The following is an 18,923-nucleotide window of genomic DNA, read 5'->3' as shown; positions in this document are numbered from 1 at the left end:
AATCCCCTCCGTCCCCTTTTTCCTAGCGGCTGAAGCGGCGCGCGCCGGCGACGCAGATCACCGCGACCAGAGTCACCAGCACCATGCTGAGGCTGACCGATTCGTGCAGCAGCAGCGCGGCCAGGGCCAGGCCGAAGAACGGCTGCAGCAGCTGCAGCTGGCCGACGGCAGCGATGCCGCCCTGCGCCAGCCCGCGGTACCAGAACAGGAAGCCGATCAGCATGCTGAACACCGCCACGTAGCCCAGCGCCCACCACGCCGAGGCACCGACCGCCGTGAACGAGGCCGGGCGCATCAGCACCGTCAGTGGCAGCATCACCGGCAACGCCAGCAGCAGTGCCCAGCTGATCACCTGCCAGCCGCCCAGATGACGGGCGAGCCGGCCGCCTTCCGCGTAGCCCAGCCCGCACACCACGATGGCCGCCAGCATCAGCAGGTCGGCCTGCAAGGACGCCTCGATGCCGTTGCGCACTGCATAGCCGACCACGCAGGCGCTGCCCAGCAACGAAAACAACCAGAACGCCGGGCGCGGCCGATCACCACCGCGCAGCACGCCGAACACGGCGGTGCTCAGCGGCAGCAAGCCGAGGAACACGATGGTGTGTGCCGATGACGCATGGCGCAGGGCGAGCGCGGTCAGCAACGGGAAGCCGACCACCACGCCAAGGCTGACCACCGCCAAGCCGGGCACGTCGCTGCGCCGCGGCCACGGTTGGCGCAACAGCAGCAACAGGCCGAGGCCGAGTACGGCGGCGATGGTGGCGCGCGCGGCGGTGACGAACCCGGCATCCAGCTGCAGCACCGCCAGGCGAGTAGCCGGCAACGAGCCCGCGAAAATCACTACGCCAATGAAGCCATTGATCCAACCACTCGCCGACCGTTCCACGCCTGTACTCCTGGGGTGCCGGACGGTGCCCGGCGGGATTTCCATGGAAGCACCTGCGCCCCCATCGCCCCAGCTACAATCCAGTACAGTCGCAAAGAACTGTACTGCCTACACTTCCAACACACTTTCACCGTGTCACGCCCGCTTACCCGCATCGAATCGGTGATCCAGGCCGTCCGCAACCGCATCACCGCGCGGGTGGATGGCCCCGGCTCCCGCCTGCCTTCGGTGCGCGCGCAGGCGGCAGCGATGGGCGTGTCGGTCTCCACCGTGGTCGAGGCCTACGAACGCCTCGCTGCCGAAGGGTTGATCAGCGCGCGGGCCGGTTCCGGCTTTTACGTCAATGGGCCGGCCGCACCGCTGGCACTGGCCGAGATGGAACCCCGGCTTGACCGCGCGGTGGACCCGCTGTGGGTGTCGCGGCAGTCGCTGGAAACCCCGCCGGGCCACCTCAAGCCGGGGTGCGGCTGGTTGCCCAGTGACTGGCTGTATCACGATGGCATGCGCCGCGGCCTGCGTCGGCTGGCGCGTGCCGATGCAGTGCACCTGGTCGACTACGCCGGCCCACTCGGGCTGCCCGCATTGCGCCAGCTGCTGCAACGGCGCAGCGCCACGCTGGGCATCGATGCACCGATGGAGCAGATCCTGCTAACCGAATCCGGGACACACGCGGTCGACCTGATCTGCCGTTTCCTACTCAAGCCCGGTGACTGCGTGCTGGTCGATGACCCGAGCTACTTCAATTACCACGCGCTGCTCAAGGCACACCAGGTGCAGGCAGTGGGCGTGCCGTACACGCCCAACGGCCCGGACCTTGAGGCGTTCGAACGCGCATTGCAGGACCATTCGCCGCGGCTGTACATCACCAATTCCGGATTGCACAACCCGACCGGCGCGGTGCTTTCCGCGAGCACCGCACATCGCCTGCTGGGCCTGGCCGAACGCAGCGAACTGATCATCATCGAGGATGACATCTTCGCCGACTTCGAACTGCAGCCGGCACCGCGGCTGGCCGCGCTCGATGGACTGTCACGGGTGATCCACGTCGGCAGTTTCTCCAAGACGCTGTCGGCAGCCTCGCGCTGCGGCTACATCGCTGCACGCCATGACTGGATCGAAGCGCTGACCGACCTGAAGCTGGCGACCAGCTTCGGCGGTGGCCATCTGGCTGCGCAGCTGATGCACGTCGCGCTGACCGACAGCGGCTACCGACGCCACATGCACTCGGTGCGTTCGCGTTTGGCCGATGCGCGCCGGCACACGCTGCGCAGGCTGCACACGCTGGGCATCACGCCGTGGCTGCAACCGGAAGCGGGCCTGTTCCTGTGGTGCCAGCTGCCCGATGGCCGCGACGCCGCCGCGCTGGCGCGGCAGTGCCTGCGCGAGGGCATCGTGCTGGCACCGGGCAACGCGTTCAGCCAGTCGCAGCGCGCGGCCGACTATCTGCGCTTCAACGTTTCGCAGTGCCAGGACCCGAGGATCTGGCAGGTGCTGGCACGCGCGCTGCGTTGAGCTGGTAATGCGCGACCAGCGCATCCACCACCACGCGCACGCCCGGCAACTGTCCACGACGATGCGGCAGCAGCACGCTGGTGGTCACTTCGCCGGCATGCCACGCCGGCAGGACCTGCTGCAGGCGGCCGGCCGCAATCGCTGCGGCACACAGGCTGTGCGGCAACACAGTGATGCCAAGGCCCGCTTCGGCCGCCGCGACCAGAAGCTGCGACTCATTGCCGACCAGCGCCACCTGCGGTTCCACCTGCACGGTGCGCGCATCGGTGCCGTGCAGTGTCCAGCGCGTTGCGTGGCGCGCCGTCAGCAGGCCGGCATGCGCGCGTAGCTGCTCGGGCGTATCCACTGCTGGCGCGGCTGCCAGATAGCCAGGGGACGCCACCAGCACGATACGTTCGCTACCGAGCATGCGTTGCACCAAACCGGAATCCGGCAGCGGACCGAAGTGGCTGCGCAAGGCGATGTCGATGCCCTCCTGCGCCAGATCGATGAAACGATCACTCACTTCAACTTCGATGCGCAGCCGCGGATAGCGGCGGGCCAACGCGGGCAGGCACGCGGCGAGCTCGCCCTGCACCACCGGAATCGAAGCGCTGATGCGCACGGTGCCACTCGGTTCGGCCTGGCGGTCACGGACAATGGCCTCGGCGGACTCCACTTCGGACAACGCCGCGCGTGCGCGATCGAAGAACGCCTGGCCGACTTCGGTCAGCGCGAAGCGCCGCGAACTGCGTTGCAGCAGCCGTACCCCGAGGTGTTCTTCCAGCAGCGCCACGCGCTTGCTCAACGTCGAGCGGGGCAGGCCCAGATGGCGTCCGCCTGCTGCAAAACCGCCCTGCTCCACTGCGGCCACGAACAGGGCCAGATCGTTGAGGTTGAGCATGCACAACGTCCACAGGTGTGGACTTCAGGATGCCATTCGAACAGCTTCCGGGGCAATGTCCACGCAGGCACGCTTTCCTCACCCGCCGCATCGCGGCTTGAACCGGAAACCTGCCATGACCCCGATCCTCTTCTACGGCGTGCCCTCGGGCTGCTCGTTCGGCTCCATCGTCGCGCTGGAATGGCTGCGCCAGCCGTATCACCTGTGCCGTATCGACATGCCCGGCCAGGTGCAGGGCGAAGACTATCGCCGCCTCAATCCACTGGGCGAAACCCCCACGCTGCGGACCGCGCAGGGCGAACTGCTCAGCGAGAGCCTGGCCATCCTCAACCACCTTGCCGCCAAGGGCGTTACGCAGGGGCTGGGCTTCGCACAGGGCACCTCCGGCTTCGACCGCCTCAACCACCGGCTGGCCTATCTCAACACCAGCTTCTTCGGTGCCTACGCCCCGCTCTGGCACGCGCTAGAACACGCCGAGGGCGATGACGGCAAGGCGCTGCGTGCCTATGGCACCACCAAGGTGCGCCAGGCCCATCAGGCGCTGGAGCAGATGCTCAGCACCGGCCCGTGGCTGCTGGGCGAGCAGCGCAGCTTCGCCGACGCCTACTTCGCCGGCATCGCGCGCTGGAACGATTACCACCAGGTGGTCGATCGCCGCGAGTTCCCCAGGGTGCAGCAGCTGTTCCAGCGCTTGCAGGACGACGCCGGCGTGCAGTTCGCTCACGCCATCGAAGCACAGCGGCCGGCTACCAGCAGCGGTGGCTTCCTCGGCGAGGTGCGGCTGGAAGACGTGCTTGAGGCCGCGGCGGCCTGAGCCCTGCCCTGCCTGTGCGGCAGCGGCGCGCAATGCCCCTTGCGCGCCGCGCTACAGTGGTCTGTCCCCGTCGAAGGAATCCGCACATGTCCACGTTCTCCGACCCGCAGGCGGTGGCCCGCTATGCCGAAGCACCGCTGCGCCAGGTGCCCGGTTTCCTCGCGTTGCAGCAGATGAGCCGCCTGCTGCTGGCCGAACGCGTTCCCGCACAGGGCCGCGTGCTGGTACTCGGTGCCGGTGGCGGGCTTGAGCTGAAGGCCTTCGCCGAGGCACAGCCGGGCTGGCAGTTGCTCGGCGTGGATCCGGCCGCACCGATGCTGGCCCTGGCCGAACAGACACTGGGTCCGCTGAAGTCGCGCGTGCAGCTGCTGGAAGGCTACATCGACGATGCGCCCGATCTGCGCTTCGACGGTGCCAGCTGCCTGTTGACCCTGCACTTCCTCGACGCCGCGCAGCGCCTGCACACGCTCCGCGAGCTGCACAGGCGCCTGCAGCCCGGCGCGCCGCTGGTGGTGGCGCACCACAGCGTGCCGCAGGATCCGGCCGGCAAGCTGCGCTGGTTGCAGCGCTACGCCGCGTTCGCCGAAGCCTCGGGGGTTGCCCACGCCGATGCACAGCGCGCGATCGACGCCATTGCCGAGCGGTTGCCGCTGCTGGCCCCCGAACAGGAGGTCGCGCTGATGCAGGAGGCGGGCTTCGATGGCGTGGAGCTGTTCTACGCAGGCTTCAGCTTCAGGGGCTGGGTGGCGTACGCCGGGTGATGCCTACGGCACCACCGTGATGCCGATGCGCTGCATCAACAGCGCCACCTGCTGCACGTCCAGCGTGGCGCCACGCAGGTTGGTGCTGCGCAGGTCCAGCTCGCCCAGCTCGGAGTTGGTCAGGTCGCAGTCGGTGAAGTTGGCGCTGTTCCAGTCGATGCCCTCGAACTGGCCACCGGACAGGTCCGAGCCCGCGAAGCTGGCGCCGCTCACGTTCGCACCGTCCCAGCGGTTTTCCCACAGTTCGCATTTCTCCAACGTGACCCGCGAGAAATTGGCATAGCGCAGGTTCGACTTCTTGATGAACGCGCTGCAGAACCAGCTCCGCGTGGTGATCTGGTTCATGAAGCTGGCGCTGCTGAAATCCGCGCCCTGCACGCGGCACTCGCTGATTTCCAGGCCCAGTGCCTTGATGAAATTGAAGTGGCACATGCTGATGTCGCAGCTGCGGAAGCTCGCTTCCTTCAGCGTGGCGCCGTTGAAGCGGCAGCCGGCGCGGCTGTCGGCATCGTAGAAGCTGCAGTTGATGAACTCGGTAGCGGTCAGGTCCGCGCCGGAAAAATCGCATTCGTGGAACTGCTGGTCGACCACTTTCTGGCCGGTGTACTGGTCCGCGCCGATGCGCAGCTTGCGGTGAACGGTGGGGGACATCAGGGATTCCATGCCAGGTGCCCCGCCATCTTGCCGGGTCGCGAGGACGATCCATAGACGTGGGCGCGGGAGGATTCACCGGCAGTCCAGCCGCCCTGTGCCCCCAACAGCGTATGCACGTTGTTGCATGTTAATGCACGAACGTGCAGACTTGCAGCATGAGCTCCGATCCCAGCCCCCTGCCCGCCCAGCGCACCCGACAGATCCTGGAGGAACTGCGCCAGCAGGGCCGCGTGGTCGCCGCCGAACTGGCGCGCCGCTATGCCGTCTCTGAAGATTCGATCCGCCGTGACCTGCGCGAGCTGGCTGCACAGGGCCTGTGCCAGCGTGTCTACGGCGGCGCCGTGCTGCCGCCGCCCAAGGAACGCCCGCTGCGCGAGCGCCTGACCCGCGACCGCGGCGACAAGGCCGAGCTGGCCGCCCGCGTCTGCGCATTGCTGCAACCCGGCCAGGTGGTGCTGCTTGATGCCGGTTCGACCAACCTGGCCATCGCCCAGCAATTGCCGCTCGAACTCGGGCTGACAGTGATCACCAATGCCCCGCAGATCGCCACCGCCGCCAGCATGCTTGAAGGCACCTCGGTGCAGCTGATCGGCGGCCGCCTGGCCAGCGGTGGCGGTGCGGTCGGTGCCGAAGCCTTGGCCCAGGTGCAGCGCCTGCGCGCCGACGTATACCTGCCCGGCCCCTGCGCGGTGGACGGCGACACCGGCGTGTGGGCAATGGATGCGGAAGAAGCCTCGCTGAAGCGCGCGATGGTCGCGTGCAGCAGCCGTGTCATCGTCGCCGCCACCACTGAAAAGCTCGGTGCCCGCGGCCACTGGCAGATCGCCAGCCTCGACGAGATCGACGACCTGGTGCTGACCACCACCGCGCCCCCCGCATTGGCGGCACGCTTCCGCGCCGCCGGCATCGCGGTGCACCCCACTCCGCCCTGACCGTACCGCTCATGTCCCTTGCCAACCGCGCGCGTGCCGAACAGCACGCGACCCGCGCTGCGTTCTTCATTCCCGGCTTCGCCACCGCACTGTGGGCCACACTGGTACCGTTCGCCAAGGCGCGCACCGGGATCAACGACGCCACGCTGGGGCTGGTGCTGCTCTGCCTCGGTGCCGGTTCGCTGATGGCGATGCCGTTGTCCGGCGTGCTCGCCGCGCGCCTCGGTTGCCGCCGGGTGATGGTGGCCAGCAGCCTGCTGATCTGCCTGACCGTGCCCGGCCTGGCGCTGGCCGGCTCAGCGTGGACGCTGGGCCTGTTGTTGTTCGTGTTCGGTGCTGCGGTGGGCGCGATGGACTGCACGATGAACGTGCAGGCCGTCATCGTCGAGCGCGAAGCACGGCGGGTGATGATGTCCGGCTTCCATGCCTTCTTCAGCATCGGCGGCTTCCTCGGCGCGGCCACCATGACCGTGCTGCTGTCCGCACAGTTGCCGCCCTTGGCATCCGTGCTGATCGGCGTCGGCGCCATGCTGCTGGTGATGCTGCTGTCAGCGGCGTACTGGCACAGCGAACGCATGCCGCATGACACGCCGATGCTGGCCCTGCCGCATGGCATCGTGCTGCTCATCGGCGTGCTGGCGTTCGTCGCCTTCCTCGGCGAAGGCGCAATACTGGACTGGAGCGCAGTGTTCCTCAGTGACGTGCGTCGCGTCGATGCCAGCCTGGCCGGCGTCGGCTACGTGACCTTCACCCTGACCATGACCGTCGCGCGCCTGTTCGGCGATGCACTGGTGGCGCGCGTGGGCCGCCAACGCGCGATCGTGTTCGGGGCCCTGCTCGCCGCTGCGGGCGTGCTGGTGCTGACCCTGGTCACGCCGTGGCAGGCATCACTGCTCGGCTATGTACTGGTCGGACTCGGCTGCGCCAACATCGCGCCGGCGCTGTTCTCGCTGGCTGGCCACCAGACCCGCATGCCCGGCGCGCTGGCCATCACCGCCGTTTCCACGCTGGGCTTTGCCGGCATTCTCGCCGGGCCGGCGCTGATCGGCTTCGCCGCAAACCATTTCGGCCTGATCGCCGCGTTCATCGGCGTGGCCACGGCCTTGTTGCTGGTGGCCGTGTCCACGCGCTGGCTGCGGGTGTAGCCAAAGGCATCAACGCCGCCTGCGGCGCAGCTTCATCCGCAAGCGCCGATAGCCGATCACCGTCGCCGTGGCACACAGCGCGGTGCCAGCAGCGCTCAGCAGCAGCAACACCGCCAACCGGACACCTTCCTGGCGCAGCATCGCCGGCAGATCCCAGCTGTGCAGGAAGGAGAACAACCAGCGCCCCACCCGCTCGCGATGCCCCATCGTCAGCAACGGATCGCCGGTCGCCAGATCGAGATAGACGCGCGTCGCCTCGGCATCACCGAAGTCCACCACAGCCACCGGGAAGCGGCGCACTGCTGCGCCACTCATGGCCTCGGGCGCACGCGGGTAGAAGTACGCATCCGCTGCCTGCAGCACCACGAAAACCTGCATGGGCGCATCTGACAGCGCGCGCGCCTTCTGCTGCAGCCATGCGGTCGGCAGCAAGCGCGCGACTTGCAGATCTCCATTGCTGCCGGACATGATGCGGGTCTCGCCTCGCCCGTCCAGCAGTACCGCGAACAGCTCACCACCGATGCGTCGCCACTGGATCTCCACCGGCTGGAAGCGCGTGGCTTCGGCCACTGCCAGAAGCTCGTCAGGATCACCCAGCGCACCGTCCACCGCCACCGCGCCGCCCCGATAGCGTCCGCTGTCGATCGCCTCGCGCGTGCTGCTGAAGACGCCCAATGGATTCATCGACATCAGGCCGCTGAAAATCCAGGTGAACACGAAGGCCGCAGCACACAATCCGATCAGATGGTGCCAGCGCATCCACGGCTCGACGTACGGCGTCTTCGCACCGGAACGATAGTGCCCACGGAAACGCCAGCGCCACACACCCACCACGATGCCGCTGATCGCCGCCAGCGTGCACAGTGCGGACAGCACGATCACCCCCCACGTCCACACCGGGTCCACCGACTGCATGCGCAGGACGTACAACCAGTGCAGCCAGGCGCCCACGTAGTTCCAGCGCTGCTGCACATGCGGCGCGTCCAGCACGACTTCACCGGTGCGCGAGGACACATACAGGTCGCCCGGTTGCTCACCGCCCACCTCCACCCGGTACATTGGCCGATGCGCATCCAGAGCGCGCGAATGCGTCCAGCGATCCTCGTCCACGCGCGTTGCGCCGACGAAGGCCTGGCCGCCCGCGAACTGTGCAGCGGATGCTTCGGCACGCTGTGCCGACACCGGCAGCAGGGCCTGGCCGGTCACGGCAGACCAGGCGCCCACGTTGCTGCCACTGCGCACCACATACGCTGGCTCGCCACGCAGCGTGGTCAGCGCCACGGCCTCCGGCTCGGCCTGCACAGCGGCTGGCAGTACCGACAGCCCCTGCAGGTCGCGGGCCTCACCGAGCACCGGCAACGCCGCCAGCCGCTCACCGGGTGTCAGCTTCGGGTAGCCGATGAACAGCATCACCATGCCGCTGACAAACCACAGCAGCATCAGCAGGCATCCGCCGATGCCCAGCCAGCGGTGCACCAGGTAGGTCCAGCGCTTGGCGGTGGATCGCAGCGTCATCGTCAGCGCCCTCAGAAGCGATGGTCGACGGTGAGTTCGACGCGCCGGTCCGCACCCAGCAACCACTGCGTGCTGGTGTAGTACGCGGTGGCGTAGTACCCCTTGTCGAACACGTTGAACAATCGCGCGGACAGCCGCGTGCGCGGTGCCGCCTGCCAGGTCAGCGCAAAGTCAGTGGTGCTGAAGCCGGGAAGTTCCAGTGTGTTGGCATTGTCAGCGTAACGCTTGCCGACATAGCGGATGCCCGCCGCTGCGCTCCAGTCCGGCAGGAACTGCCAGCTCAACCATGCATTGGCCAAGCGCTCGGCCACATTCGGCGGCACGTTGCCATCTCGCGACACCAGCACCGCCGGCGAACCGGTGGTTTCCAGGAAGTCCTCGAACTCAGCCTTCAGCACCGTCGCGTTGGCATCCAGCGACCAGCGCGGCGCGAAGTTCCAGTTCAACGACGCTTCAATACCGCGCGAGGTCTGCGCGCCCACCTGCACCCGGCGATCCGGCAGCAGCGGATCACGGCTGAGCAGCCCGGTCTTGCGGATGCGGTACGCCGCCAGCGTCCACTCGCCGCCATCGAAGGCCTGCTTCAGGCCCACTTCGATCTGCCGCCCCTTGGCCAGATCGAATACACCATTGGCCGGGCTGATCATCAGCAGTCCACTGACCGGGTCCGCCGCCTGCGAGTACTGCGCATACAGGCTCAGCGTCGGCTGCAGCGCGAATACCGTACCCGCACGCCAGCCGGTGCTGCTGTAGGTCTTTGAGAACGCATTCTGGCCGCTGATCAGATCGGTGCGATCGATGCGCGCGCGGTCGTGGCGCAGCCCACCCAGCACCGACCAGCGCTCGCTCAGCGCCACCCGGTCCTCCATGAACAGCGCGTACTGCTCGGCACGGTTGCGGTAGCGCGGCAGGTTCGGCGCATCGCTGGCGAACTGGCCCGGGACAGGATCGAACGGATCGACCGAGCCCGAGCTGCCGGCATAGGTATTGTTGGTGTGCTTGAAGTGCGCGCGGTTGGCATCCAGGCCCACCGCGAAGGCGTTCGCCCAACTGCCCACATGGCCCTGCACGCGCAGCGTCGAGGTCAGACCGGTCTGGTCCTGGTTGTGGGTGATCTCGGTATTGCCCGAGCGATCGATCAGGCCGGTAGCGCGGTTGTAGACATAGGCCTCGGCATTGCGCCAATCGCGCTGGCTGTCGATCTGATAAACCCGCGTGCGCCATTCAACGTTCGCGTTCGGCGTCCACAGCGCATCGAGCTGGGTCCAGCGGTCGCGGAAGCGGATCTCGCTGTCGTCCACGTTGTAGTTGCGGTGGCGCAGCGCCTCCAGCTGGCGGCCCTCGACCAGCGGCGTGCCGAAGTAGCGCATCGGTTGCTGGTAGCCCTGCGCATGGGTGAGCGTCAGCTGCAGGTCCGGGCGGGCCTGCCACAGCAATGCGCCGGAGAAGGTGGCGTCATTGTTGCGGCCACGGTCAACCCAGCCACCGCTGTAGTTGCCGCTCACATCAACCCGGTAGGCCAGCTCGGGCGTCAGCGCGCCACCACTGCCGAAGCCCAGCCGCGCGGTGTCCTCGCTGCCCACGGTCATGCTGATCTCGTTCTCGATGGCGCCGCGCGTGGGCTTCTTCGGCACGATGTTGATCACGCCGCCGATCGCACCGTCGCCATGGATCACTGAGGCCGGGCCGCGCAGCACTTCGATGCGCTCGATCGACCAGGTATCGAACGGGAAGGTGATGCCCACGCCGCCGTACTGGCGCAGCCCGTCGTACAGCCGCATCACCGAAGCACCGTCGGTGAAGCCGCGGCTGGACAGCGCACTCAGGCCATTGCCCGGGTGCGGCATCGCACTGATCGCACCCGCCCGGCTGATCGCATCGTTGAGGTTGCTGTCGCCGCGCTGCTCCAGTTGCTCGCGCGAGATCACCGCCAGGCTGGCCGGTGTCTGCAGCACGCTCAGGCCCAACGCAGAGCCGGCGCTGGCGGCGGAGGACAGCTCGCCGCTGCGGGTATCGACCACCCGCACGGTCTCCAGCGTGGTCGGGGGTGCCGCGTCAGCAGCAACGGCAGAAGTGGAGTGCAGGACCAGCGCGCACACGACAGGCAGCGTCGCCCGGCGCAAGCGTGCGGGGTTGGGGTTCGTTTTCATTTTTTCACGGCATGCAAGGCCACCCCGCAATGGCAGGGCAGCAATCAGAAACGGACAGACACGCGCGTGCGGGCACCGGCCGTGGCCGGCAACCTCATGGAAGAACGTTCAGTGCAACGCGCGTGCGGCTCAGGCGGCCATCAAGGCCGGCGGCCCACGCGCTCCCAATGTGCCGCTGATCCGTTGCGGCAACGTCTGCACCGCACCGCGCAACGCGCGGCACACCGGTGCCATCGGCGCCAACAGCAGCACGGCCGCCACCAGCAGGGTGATCAGCCGCGCAGCGATCAGGCAGTAATCGCAGTCCACGCCCATCTCATGATCGGCGTGTGGATCGGCGGGCGGCTTCTTTGCGGCCTCGCCGTGCGGCATCGCCATCGCGTGATGGTCGTGGTGCCCTTCCATCGCGTGCAGCGCATGCTCTGCGTGCATTGCGTGGTCCATGGCTGCCACCGGCGCAGCGGCAGCCACGTGACCATGCGCCAGCCAGCGGCTCACCAGCGGGGCGAGCAGCACCAGCAGCATGGCAAGCCATGCCAGGGCCTGGAACCGGCGGTGGAGAGCAGAACGGCGCACGCCGCCATTCTACGGGGCCATGGCCAACCTTGGACCCCGTTCAGGGTTTGCCCCCTGCGACACGGTGACGCAGGACTGTCCTCCCCCGCGCACGCCCTCCATTCAGTAGATCCACGCCATGCGTGGATGCTTTTCGCCCATCAACTCACGTACTGGGCCACACCATTACCAAACGACCAATTTTCCCGCTTCACTTCCACCAGATTGATGAACACGTCTTCGCGGCGGATGCCCACCGCCGCATGCAGGCCGTCGGCGATGCCCAGGTACAACGCCTTCTTCTGCTCCAGCGTGCGCCCTTCGTTCCAGGTGATCTGGATGCAGATGAAGTCGTCGGTACGGTCCACGCCCAGGTAGCCCGGGTCGTAGATCAGCGTGCCGGGCGCGTGTTCCTGGAAGATCTGGAAGCGATCGTTTTCCGGCACACCCACCGCGCGCATGGCCTGGTAGATGGTTTCGCCGACGCGTTGCAGGTAGTCGGCGGATTTACCTTTGCGAAGGTCGATGCGGGCGAGCGGCATGGTGGCACTCCAGAGTGGATGGGCACGGCAACGGACTGAGACTACGCCTGCCCGGGGCGGCGGGACAACGCTGGGATGGAGCCCTCTGGCTCCATGCGTGGCATGGTCCCGCCTCCGCCGCGCGGGGTGACGCGATTGCCGTGGTGGCTCCGCTGTGGAGTCGTCTCGTGCATGGTCGGAAGGTGCGGCGATGTGCGCCATCAGTGATGGGCCGCACTACTCGCGGGTGCTGGACGGCACACATCGGGAAACATCTGGCCTGCCTAGGGACAGTTGAGAATTTTCCTTACAGACCGATGTGATTGTCCGGCTTGAAGATCGCCGCGCCGAGGCAAGACGCCTTGGCCGGGATTGGCGTCTCGAATAAACGAACAAGCTACTGGAAGTTGCGATCTTGATCGCAGCAAAGAGAATGCACCGACTGCCTTCCATGGCGGGCGGTGCGTGGGGATCGGAAGATCCGCCAGGCTTTTTCTCCCAGTGAGCTTTCGTGCCTTGGTACGCCAACCCGCACCGTCCGCCACCTTCGCTTCGGAAGGTGGCTTCACGCCAGTGAGGGTTTCGCCATGACCAACTGCACCGCCATCCATCCCCGCCTGCACGCCTTGATCGGCGACGTCGCCGCCGATGTGCCCGAAGACCTCGCACGCGAGATCGAGTGCGCACTGAACGAACAGAACCTGCCGGCGCAGTCGGCCACGTTCTTCGCCCGTCTCAGTGCGATCAACCATGCTGACGGCGATGACGGACAGCCGTGCATCAGCCTCACCCTCGGCGCCAGCAATCACGCTTCGTTGCGCCGCTCGCTATCTGGGCTCGGCGCGTTGCTCGATCTGCTGCAGGCCGCCGACCATGCGCGCAACGAAGCCGGTCCTAACGAGCAGTTGGGCGCCTTCCATATCGACGGACTGATCTTGGCCGCACGACAGCTGGTGCGCGAGGCGCATCATTGCCTCTTCAGCGGCGATGCCTGACCGGCCCGGATGTGCTGCCGCTACAATCGCGCAGGGAGCGCAGGAGACCGCAATGGACGCCGAACACCTGGAGTACTTCAAGGCCGCACTGGAAGGCCGCGCAACCGTGGGCTGGAACGTCTGGTTCGCGGCCAACCAGCACGCGCTGGCACAACAGCTGAGCCGCCCTGCACTGCTGCGCTTGAAGTTCAGCACACTGGATGAAGCCGAACGCCTGCTGGCCGAAGCCGGCATCGTGCCCCGCAGCACAGCGGGCAAGCGCTACGAAATGTACTGCGCGCAGTTCTCGCCGGACGTGGTGGACGCGAACGGTCGCCCGCTACCGGCCCTCTGGCGCGCGGCGCACGGCGGTGCCATCGGCCTGCTGGCCGATGGCGAGCAGGAGGCCGGCCAGGCGAAGCTGCTTGCGGAATTCCGCCGGGTCCGCAAGCGCGGGCTGCAGCAGGCCCATGAATGGTTGGCCGATCTGTGCTTTGAAGGCGAGATGGAGCTGACCAGCGGCAATGCCGAGGTGGGCCGTAGCCTGCTGGCGGTGGTGGTGCAGGCCGGCAGCGGCCACGACCTGTTGGATGCCACGGCGATGATCGCGCGCGAGCTGCTGGAGCGGCACGGCTGAAACGATGTGCGTTTCCGGCTGATCCTGCCGGATGACAGGCAACAAAAAAAGCCTCCATTGCTGGAGGCTTCTTTCGTTCTGCAACATGGTGGGCGGTACAGGGATCGAACCTGTGACCCTTGCCGTGTGAAGGCAATGCTCTACCGCTGAGCTAACCGCCCGGTGTGTTGCTGAGCCGCTCATTATAGGGGCTTTTCAGAGGCCGTCAACAGTTTTTCACATTCGTGTTCACGGGGGTTTTCGGGCAACGGCAGTCGAGCATGGCTCGACTCTACAGGGCCGCGCGGCGCGGCCTCACATCGTATGGGTCGGTTTGTCCGAACCGGTCAGGCCGGCCAGCAGGGTCTCGATCTTGTGGCGCACGCCCTCGCCTTCGGCACCGTCGGCCAGCTGCACGCCGATGCCGGCGGTGCGGTTGCCCTGTGCGCCGGCCGGGGTCACCCAGATCACCTTGCCGGCCACCGGCAGGCGCTCGCTGGAATCGGGCAGGGTCAGCAACAGGAACACCTCGTCGCCCAGGAAGTAGCGCTTGGGCGTGGGCACGAAGATGCCGCCATTCTTCACGAACGGCATGTACGCGCTGTACAGCGCGGCTTTGTCCTTCACAGCCAGGGACAGGATGCCCTGGCGGGCGTTGCTGGCACTCATCGATTTCCCCTTGCGGCAGGCCGCTCGTTCACCTTGTTCCAGGCCAGCAGCAACTCGACCACCGCAAGGTCTGCACGCACCGTGGTGCGCAGCAGGTCGCGGGTGCGGTTGGCCGCATCGAACCAGGCTGCAAGCTTGTGCAATCGCTCCGGCGTGGTCAAGGCATCGGTGCTGGCCTGGGCCAGCGCCAGGTCGGCGGCAAAGCGCAGGCGCAATGCCGCGTTTTCATCGCCGCACCACTTCTGCGCCAGTTCCACCGCACCGGTCTTGCCGGCAGCCAGCTGTTCCAGCTCACGGCCTACTTCTCGGCGCAGGCTCAGGCCATCTTCGCGCAGCCAGTTGTCGGCCTGGCCGGGATGGCCGCGCGCGGCGTCCAGCGCTTCGCGCGCCAACGCCTCGCTATGGCCCTGCTGCTGCAGCCAGGCCAGTGCCTCGTGCTGCGGCGGCAGCTTGAACTCCAGGCGCTGGCAGCGGCTGCGGATGGTCTGTGGCAAGCGTGCCGGGTCGCTGCTGATCAGCCACAGGTAGCGGCCGGGCTGCGGCTCTTCCAGCGTCTTCAGCAGTGCGTTGGCCGCCGAGCGGTTGATCGCATCGGCCGGATCGACGATCACTACCTGCGCCACGCCGTACTGCGGGGTCAGCGCCAGCTTGTCGGTGATCTCGCGCACCTGCTCGATGACGATCTCGGTACGCAGCTTGTCGCCGCTCTTGTTCGGAATGAAGCTGACCAGCTGCAGGTCCGGGTGTGTGCCCGCTGCGATCAGCTGGCGCGTACGCGTTGCGTGGGCTGCATCGCCCTGCGCCAGCACATGGTCGGCCAGCGCCAGCGCGACCTCGTGCTTGCCCAGCCCGGCCGGGCCGCAGATCAGCAGGCCATGACCGAGGCGACCGGCGTCGAGCGCGGCAACCGTCTGATCGAACGCGCGCTGCTGCCACGGTGAAAAGGTACTCATGCGCCCTCCCCGTCCTGCAGCCAGCGCTCGACACGCGCGACCACGTCGGCGGCCACGCGCGCCTGCTCCTGGCCCGCATCAATCAACGCAAAGCGCTGCGGGTCCTGCTGCGCACGGCCGCGGAACACTTCGCGCACGCGCTGGAAGAAATCGTCCTGCTCGCTCTCGATGCGGTCCGGCCACAGGTCACGGCCGTTGGCGCGCGCGCGGCCGACGGCCACGTCCACGTCCAGCAGCAGGGTCAGGCCCGGCAGCAGGCCGACCGCGCGGCGCTCCAGGTCGGCGATCCACTGCGGGTCGAGGCCACGGCCACCGCCCTGGTAGGCATAGCTGGAATCGGTGAAACGATCGCTCAGCACATAGGCGCCGCGCTGCAGTGCTGGCTGGATCACCTGGCGCACGTGCTGCGCGCGCGCGGCGAATACCAGCAGCAGCTCGGCTTCGGCGCTGAGCGGTTCGGCGGCGATTTCGGCATCGGGTTTCAGCACCAGGCCGCGGATGCGCTCGGCCAGTGGCGTGCCGCCCGGTTCACGGGTCAGCACCACCTCGTGGCCGTGGCTGCGCAGGCACTCACGGATGGCATTGATGGCGGTGGTCTTGCCCGCGCCCTCGCCGCCTTCCAGGCTGACGAAACGCGGGTGGCGAAGCAGCGCGGGACTCATTGCGCCTGGGTCTCCTGGGTACGTTGCTGTCGCAGCTGCTGCAGGTAGCGGGCTACGGCGGCGTTGTGCTGGTCCAGGCTGGGCGAGAACACGTGCGCGCCGCTGCCATCGCCGACGGCGACGAAGTACAGCGCGTCGCCCGGCGCCGGCTGTGCGGCGGCCATCAGCGCGTCACGGCTGGGCATGGCGATCGGGGTCGGGGTCAGGCCAGCGCGGGTATAGGTGTTGTACGGCGTATCGGTAGTCAGGTCGCGACGGCGGATGTTGCCGTCGTACGCAGCACCGAGGCCGTAGATCACGGTCGGGTCGGTCTGCAGGCGCATGCCGATCTTCAGGCGGCGCATGAACACGCCGGCGATCTGCGGGCGTTCGCTGGCCAGCGCGGTTTCCTTCTCGATGATCGAGGCCAGCGTCAGCAGTTCGTAGGGCGTGTTGATCGGCAGGTCCGGCGCGCGGCTTTCCCAGGCTTCGTCCAGCGCCTTTTCCATTGCGGCGTGGGCGCGCTTGAGCACGTCCAGATCACTGTCGCCGCGCTGGTAAACGTAGGTCTCCGGCAGGAAGCGGCCTTCCGGATGCTGGCCACCGAAGCCGAGGCGCTGCATCAACGCGGCGTCATCCAGGGTATCGGTGGTGTGCAGCAGCGGCTCGGCGCGCTTGAGCGCGGCACGCAGCTGGCGGATGTTCCAGCCCTCGACAATGGTGACGCGGTGCTGCAGCACCTTGCCGGCGCGCATGCGCAGCAGCAGCTCGCGCGGGGTCAGCTCGCCACTGAGCGCGTACTCGCCCACTTTCAACTTGCCGGCCGCATCGAGCTGGCGCGCCAGCAGCTGCCACTGGGTGTCCTGGCCCTCGTCCACGCCGGCCTCGCGCAGCTTGCGCAGCACGCTGTTCATGCCATCGCCGCTGGCGATGACCACGCTCTCGGCGGTCGGGGTGATCGGGGCATCGGCGAAGCGGGTCTGCTGGTAGAAGAACCACGCGCCCGCGCCGGCAACGACGGCGGCCAGCACCACCACCAGCGTTACCACGAACAGACACCCGCGCTTGGCTCCCGCCATGGACTACCTCTGAACTCGATTCCGTCGTGCAGGATACCGTGCCGGTGGATCGGGGTCATGACCGGGGCGGCGCCTGCGTGCCGACCAACGGTCGGCACCCACCACAACACTGGCACCCACCGGTACGGTAGTGCCGGCCGCTGGCCGGCAATCGCGCGGATCATGGATGAATGAGGTTGCCGGCCAGCGGCCGGCACTACCGGTGCACGCCTACCCCTGCTGGCCCAGCGCGCGCAGCAGGCCGCGGGCCTTGGCGCGGGTCTCGTCCAGTTCCTTGTCCGGGTCCGAATCGACCACGATGCCGGCGCCTGTGCGGAAGCTCACCTCGTGGCCATCCACTTCGGCGGTGCGGATCAGGATGTTCAGGTCCAGGTCGCCATCGCGGTTCAGCCAGCCGAACGCGCCGGTGTAGGCACCCCGCGGCACCTGCTCCAGTTCGCTGATGATCTGCATGCAGCGCACCTTGGGGCAGCCGGTGATGGTGCCACCCGGGAACGTGGCGGCAATCACCTCGCCGGGCGTGACCTCCGGGCGCAGGTGGCCGCTGACGTTGCTGACGATGTGGTGCACATGCGCGTAGCTCTCCACGGTCATCAGCTCATCGACCACCACGGTGCCGGGCAGGCAGATACGGCCCAGATCGTTGCGCTCCAGGTCGATCAGCATCACGTGCTCGGCACGCTCCTTCGGGTGGCCGACCAGCTCCTGGATGCGCGCGGCATCATCGTCGCCTTCAAAACGCGGTCGCGTACCGGCAATCGGCCGGGTCTGCGCGTGGCCGGCATGCACCGACACCAGCCGCTCCGGCGAGGAACTGACCACATGGCGGCCGTGCGCGCTGAACAGGCCGGCAAACGGCGCCGGGTTGGCGCGGCGCAGCTGCGCGTACAGCGCCTGCGGGCTGACCGGCGCAGCGAACTGCGCGCTCCAGCGCCGCGACAGGTTCACCTGGAACACATCGCCGGCGCGCAGGTACTCGATCACCCGGCGCACGCCGCCGGTGAAGCGCTGCGGCGCATCCTCGCCCACCGACTGCGGCGGCTGCCAGCCGTGCCCGGCCTCCGGCAGTGCCTGCGACGCCAAGGTCACCAGCGCCTCCAGCAGGGCCTGCTCACCGGCTTCGGCGATGACGAAGCTGGCGTCGTTCTGGTGGTCGTGCAGCAGCGCGGCCGGGCAGCGCAGCGCCAGCGCGGTCGGGCGGCCGTCCTCGCGCGCACGCGTTGGCAGCACCGGTTCGATCTGGCTGGCCACTTCGTAGTCCAGCATCAACGCCCAGCCGCCGCGGAACGGCAGGCTGTGGCTGCCGTCGTGCGGCAGGCGTTCGTGCTGCCAGGCGCGATCCAGCGCCTGCAGGAACGTGCCGGGCTGCACGGCACCCTGCAGGTCGCGCACCTGGCCATCGGCGTCCAGACGCAGGCCCTCGCCCTGCGCGGCCAGCAGCAGGCTCCAGCGGCCCTGGGCGGTGCCCGAGGCGGTGGATTCCATCAGCAGCGGGAAGCGCGCCGGGTCGTGCTGCTGCAGGGCCAGCAGATCGATCGGGTGCGGCAGCGGGTGGATCAGCGGTGCGTGGGTCATGGCGGCCAGTTCGGGGGATCAGATGCACGGAAGCCGCCTTGCGGCGGCCTCCTCGTGCGTGACGCACGTTCAGTCGAGCATGGTTCGA

19 protein-coding genes and 1 tRNA gene are annotated in these 18,923 nt (G+C 67.7%); 7 read left to right on the top strand and 13 right to left on the bottom strand.

Annotation, left to right across the window (positions count from 1 at the left end; all coding sequences use genetic code 11):
• Positions 1 to 22: 22 nt before the first annotated feature.
• Complete coding sequence (locus AC5P66_RS00280) at positions 23 to 886, bottom strand: DMT family transporter (protein ID WP_099494694.1); 864 nt, start codon at positions 884 to 886, stop codon at positions 23 to 25.
• Between the two features lie 132 nt (positions 887 to 1,018).
• On the opposite strand from AC5P66_RS00280, the gene AC5P66_RS00275 reads away from it, so the two are divergent.
• Positions 1,019 to 2,398, top strand: a complete 1,380-nt coding sequence (locus AC5P66_RS00275; RefSeq protein ID WP_099494693.1) for an aminotransferase-like domain-containing protein — start codon at positions 1,019 to 1,021, stop codon at positions 2,396 to 2,398.
• On the opposite strand, the gene AC5P66_RS00270 is transcribed toward AC5P66_RS00275, so the two are convergent.
• Positions 2,337 to 3,281 (bottom strand): LysR substrate-binding domain-containing protein, encoded by a 945-nt coding sequence (locus AC5P66_RS00270; RefSeq protein ID WP_049417088.1) that lies wholly within the window; start codon positions 3,279 to 3,281, stop codon positions 2,337 to 2,339. The two genes, AC5P66_RS00275 and AC5P66_RS00270, sit on opposite strands and share 62 nt — an antisense overlap.
• A gap of 115 nt (positions 3,282 to 3,396) precedes the next feature.
• Here AC5P66_RS00270 and AC5P66_RS00265 point away from each other — a divergent pair, with 115 nt between their 5' ends.
• Both AC5P66_RS00265 and AC5P66_RS00260 read left to right on the top strand, forming a co-directional pair.
• Positions 3,397 to 4,095, top strand: coding sequence for a glutathione S-transferase family protein (locus AC5P66_RS00265; RefSeq protein WP_111096560.1), 699 nt, complete (start codon positions 3,397 to 3,399; stop codon positions 4,093 to 4,095).
• An 86-nt stretch (positions 4,096 to 4,181) separates the two neighbouring features.
• A complete protein-coding gene (locus AC5P66_RS00260) occupies positions 4,182 to 4,856 on the top strand; it encodes a class I SAM-dependent methyltransferase (protein ID WP_099494691.1) in 675 nt (224 codons plus the stop codon).
• 3 nt (positions 4,857 to 4,859) lie between these two features.
• Here the strand turns inward: AC5P66_RS00260 and smqnr are convergent, their stop codons facing one another.
• A complete protein-coding gene (smqnr, locus tag AC5P66_RS00255; protein ID WP_049417085.1) occupies positions 4,860 to 5,507 on the bottom strand; it encodes a SmQnr family pentapeptide repeat protein in 648 nt (215 codons plus the stop codon).
• A 158-nt stretch (positions 5,508 to 5,665) separates the two neighbouring features.
• Between smqnr and AC5P66_RS00250 the strand changes: the two genes are divergently transcribed.
• Together AC5P66_RS00250 and AC5P66_RS00245 are read left to right on the top strand one after the other, a co-directional pair.
• Entirely contained in the window at positions 5,666 to 6,442 is a 777-nt protein-coding gene (locus AC5P66_RS00250; protein WP_099494690.1) for a DeoR/GlpR family DNA-binding transcription regulator, read from the top strand.
• 11 nt (positions 6,443 to 6,453) lie between these two features.
• On the top strand, positions 6,454 to 7,587 hold the full coding sequence (locus AC5P66_RS00245) for an MFS transporter (RefSeq protein WP_263467317.1): 1,134 nt from the start codon (positions 6,454 to 6,456) through the stop codon (positions 7,585 to 7,587).
• Positions 7,588 to 7,596: 9 nt separating this feature from the next.
• Here the strand turns inward: AC5P66_RS00245 and AC5P66_RS00240 are convergent, their stop codons facing one another.
• From AC5P66_RS00240 to AC5P66_RS00225, 4 genes are all read right to left on the bottom strand, one after another.
• Entirely contained in the window at positions 7,597 to 9,102 is a 1,506-nt protein-coding gene (locus AC5P66_RS00240; RefSeq protein WP_099494688.1) for a PepSY domain-containing protein, read from the bottom strand.
• Positions 9,103 to 9,113: 11 nt separating this feature from the next.
• Positions 9,114 to 11,252 carry a TonB-dependent receptor gene (locus AC5P66_RS00235; RefSeq protein ID WP_099494687.1) on the bottom strand — a complete coding sequence of 713 codons (2,139 nt, stop codon included), beginning with the start codon at positions 11,250 to 11,252 and terminating at the stop codon, positions 9,114 to 9,116.
• A 129-nt stretch (positions 11,253 to 11,381) separates the two neighbouring features.
• The gene (locus AC5P66_RS00230) at positions 11,382 to 11,777 is read right to left on the bottom strand and encodes a DUF2946 family protein (protein WP_099494686.1); all 396 of its coding nucleotides are present in this window, start codon (positions 11,775 to 11,777) and stop codon (positions 11,382 to 11,384) included.
• A 191-nt stretch (positions 11,778 to 11,968) separates the two neighbouring features.
• Entirely contained in the window at positions 11,969 to 12,349 is a 381-nt protein-coding gene (locus AC5P66_RS00225) for a tautomerase family protein (RefSeq protein ID WP_019659488.1), read from the bottom strand.
• Positions 12,350 to 12,915: 566 nt separating this feature from the next.
• On the opposite strand from AC5P66_RS00225, the gene AC5P66_RS00220 reads away from it, so the two are divergent.
• Together AC5P66_RS00220 and AC5P66_RS00215 are read left to right on the top strand one after the other, a co-directional pair.
• Positions 12,916 to 13,323 (top strand): hypothetical protein, encoded by a 408-nt coding sequence (locus tag AC5P66_RS00220; protein ID WP_099494685.1) that lies wholly within the window; start codon positions 12,916 to 12,918, stop codon positions 13,321 to 13,323.
• Positions 13,324 to 13,375: 52 nt separating this feature from the next.
• Positions 13,376 to 13,939, top strand: coding sequence for a hypothetical protein (locus tag AC5P66_RS00215; RefSeq protein ID WP_005415515.1), 564 nt, complete (start codon positions 13,376 to 13,378; stop codon positions 13,937 to 13,939).
• Positions 13,940 to 14,025: 86 nt separating this feature from the next.
• Here AC5P66_RS00215 and AC5P66_RS00210 read toward each other — a convergent pair.
• The 6 genes from AC5P66_RS00210 to AC5P66_RS00185 form a co-directional block, all read right to left on the bottom strand.
• Positions 14,026 to 14,100, bottom strand: a tRNA-Val gene (locus AC5P66_RS00210).
• 133 nt (positions 14,101 to 14,233) lie between these two features.
• On the bottom strand, positions 14,234 to 14,587 hold the full coding sequence (locus tag AC5P66_RS00205) for a PilZ domain-containing protein (RefSeq protein WP_005412452.1): 354 nt from the start codon (positions 14,585 to 14,587) through the stop codon (positions 14,234 to 14,236).
• Positions 14,584 to 15,540 (bottom strand): DNA polymerase III subunit delta', encoded by a 957-nt coding sequence (locus tag AC5P66_RS00200; RefSeq protein WP_099494684.1) that lies wholly within the window; start codon positions 15,538 to 15,540, stop codon positions 14,584 to 14,586. The genes AC5P66_RS00205 and AC5P66_RS00200 overlap by 4 nt, the downstream gene beginning before the upstream one ends.
• Positions 15,537 to 16,202, bottom strand: a complete 666-nt coding sequence (gene tmk / locus AC5P66_RS00195) for a dTMP kinase (protein WP_049417074.1) — start codon at positions 16,200 to 16,202, stop codon at positions 15,537 to 15,539. Before tmk ends, AC5P66_RS00200 begins: the two co-directional genes overlap by 4 nt.
• Positions 16,199 to 17,260 (bottom strand): endolytic transglycosylase MltG, encoded by a 1,062-nt coding sequence (mltG, locus tag AC5P66_RS00190; protein ID WP_049417073.1) that lies wholly within the window; start codon positions 17,258 to 17,260, stop codon positions 16,199 to 16,201. Before mltG ends, tmk begins: the two co-directional genes overlap by 4 nt.
• A 210-nt stretch (positions 17,261 to 17,470) precedes the next feature.
• Positions 17,471 to 18,835 carry an aminodeoxychorismate synthase component I gene (locus AC5P66_RS00185; protein WP_049417072.1) on the bottom strand — a complete coding sequence of 455 codons (1,365 nt, stop codon included), beginning with the start codon at positions 18,833 to 18,835 and terminating at the stop codon, positions 17,471 to 17,473.
• Positions 18,836 to 18,923 lie beyond the last annotated feature (88 nt).

The sequence above is a fragment of the Stenotrophomonas sp. YJH_SMC_122 genome, assembly GCF_059369535.1.
The sequence above is the reverse complement of the archived record's forward strand: the minus strand, read 5'-3'. Positions and strand labels throughout refer to the sequence as shown.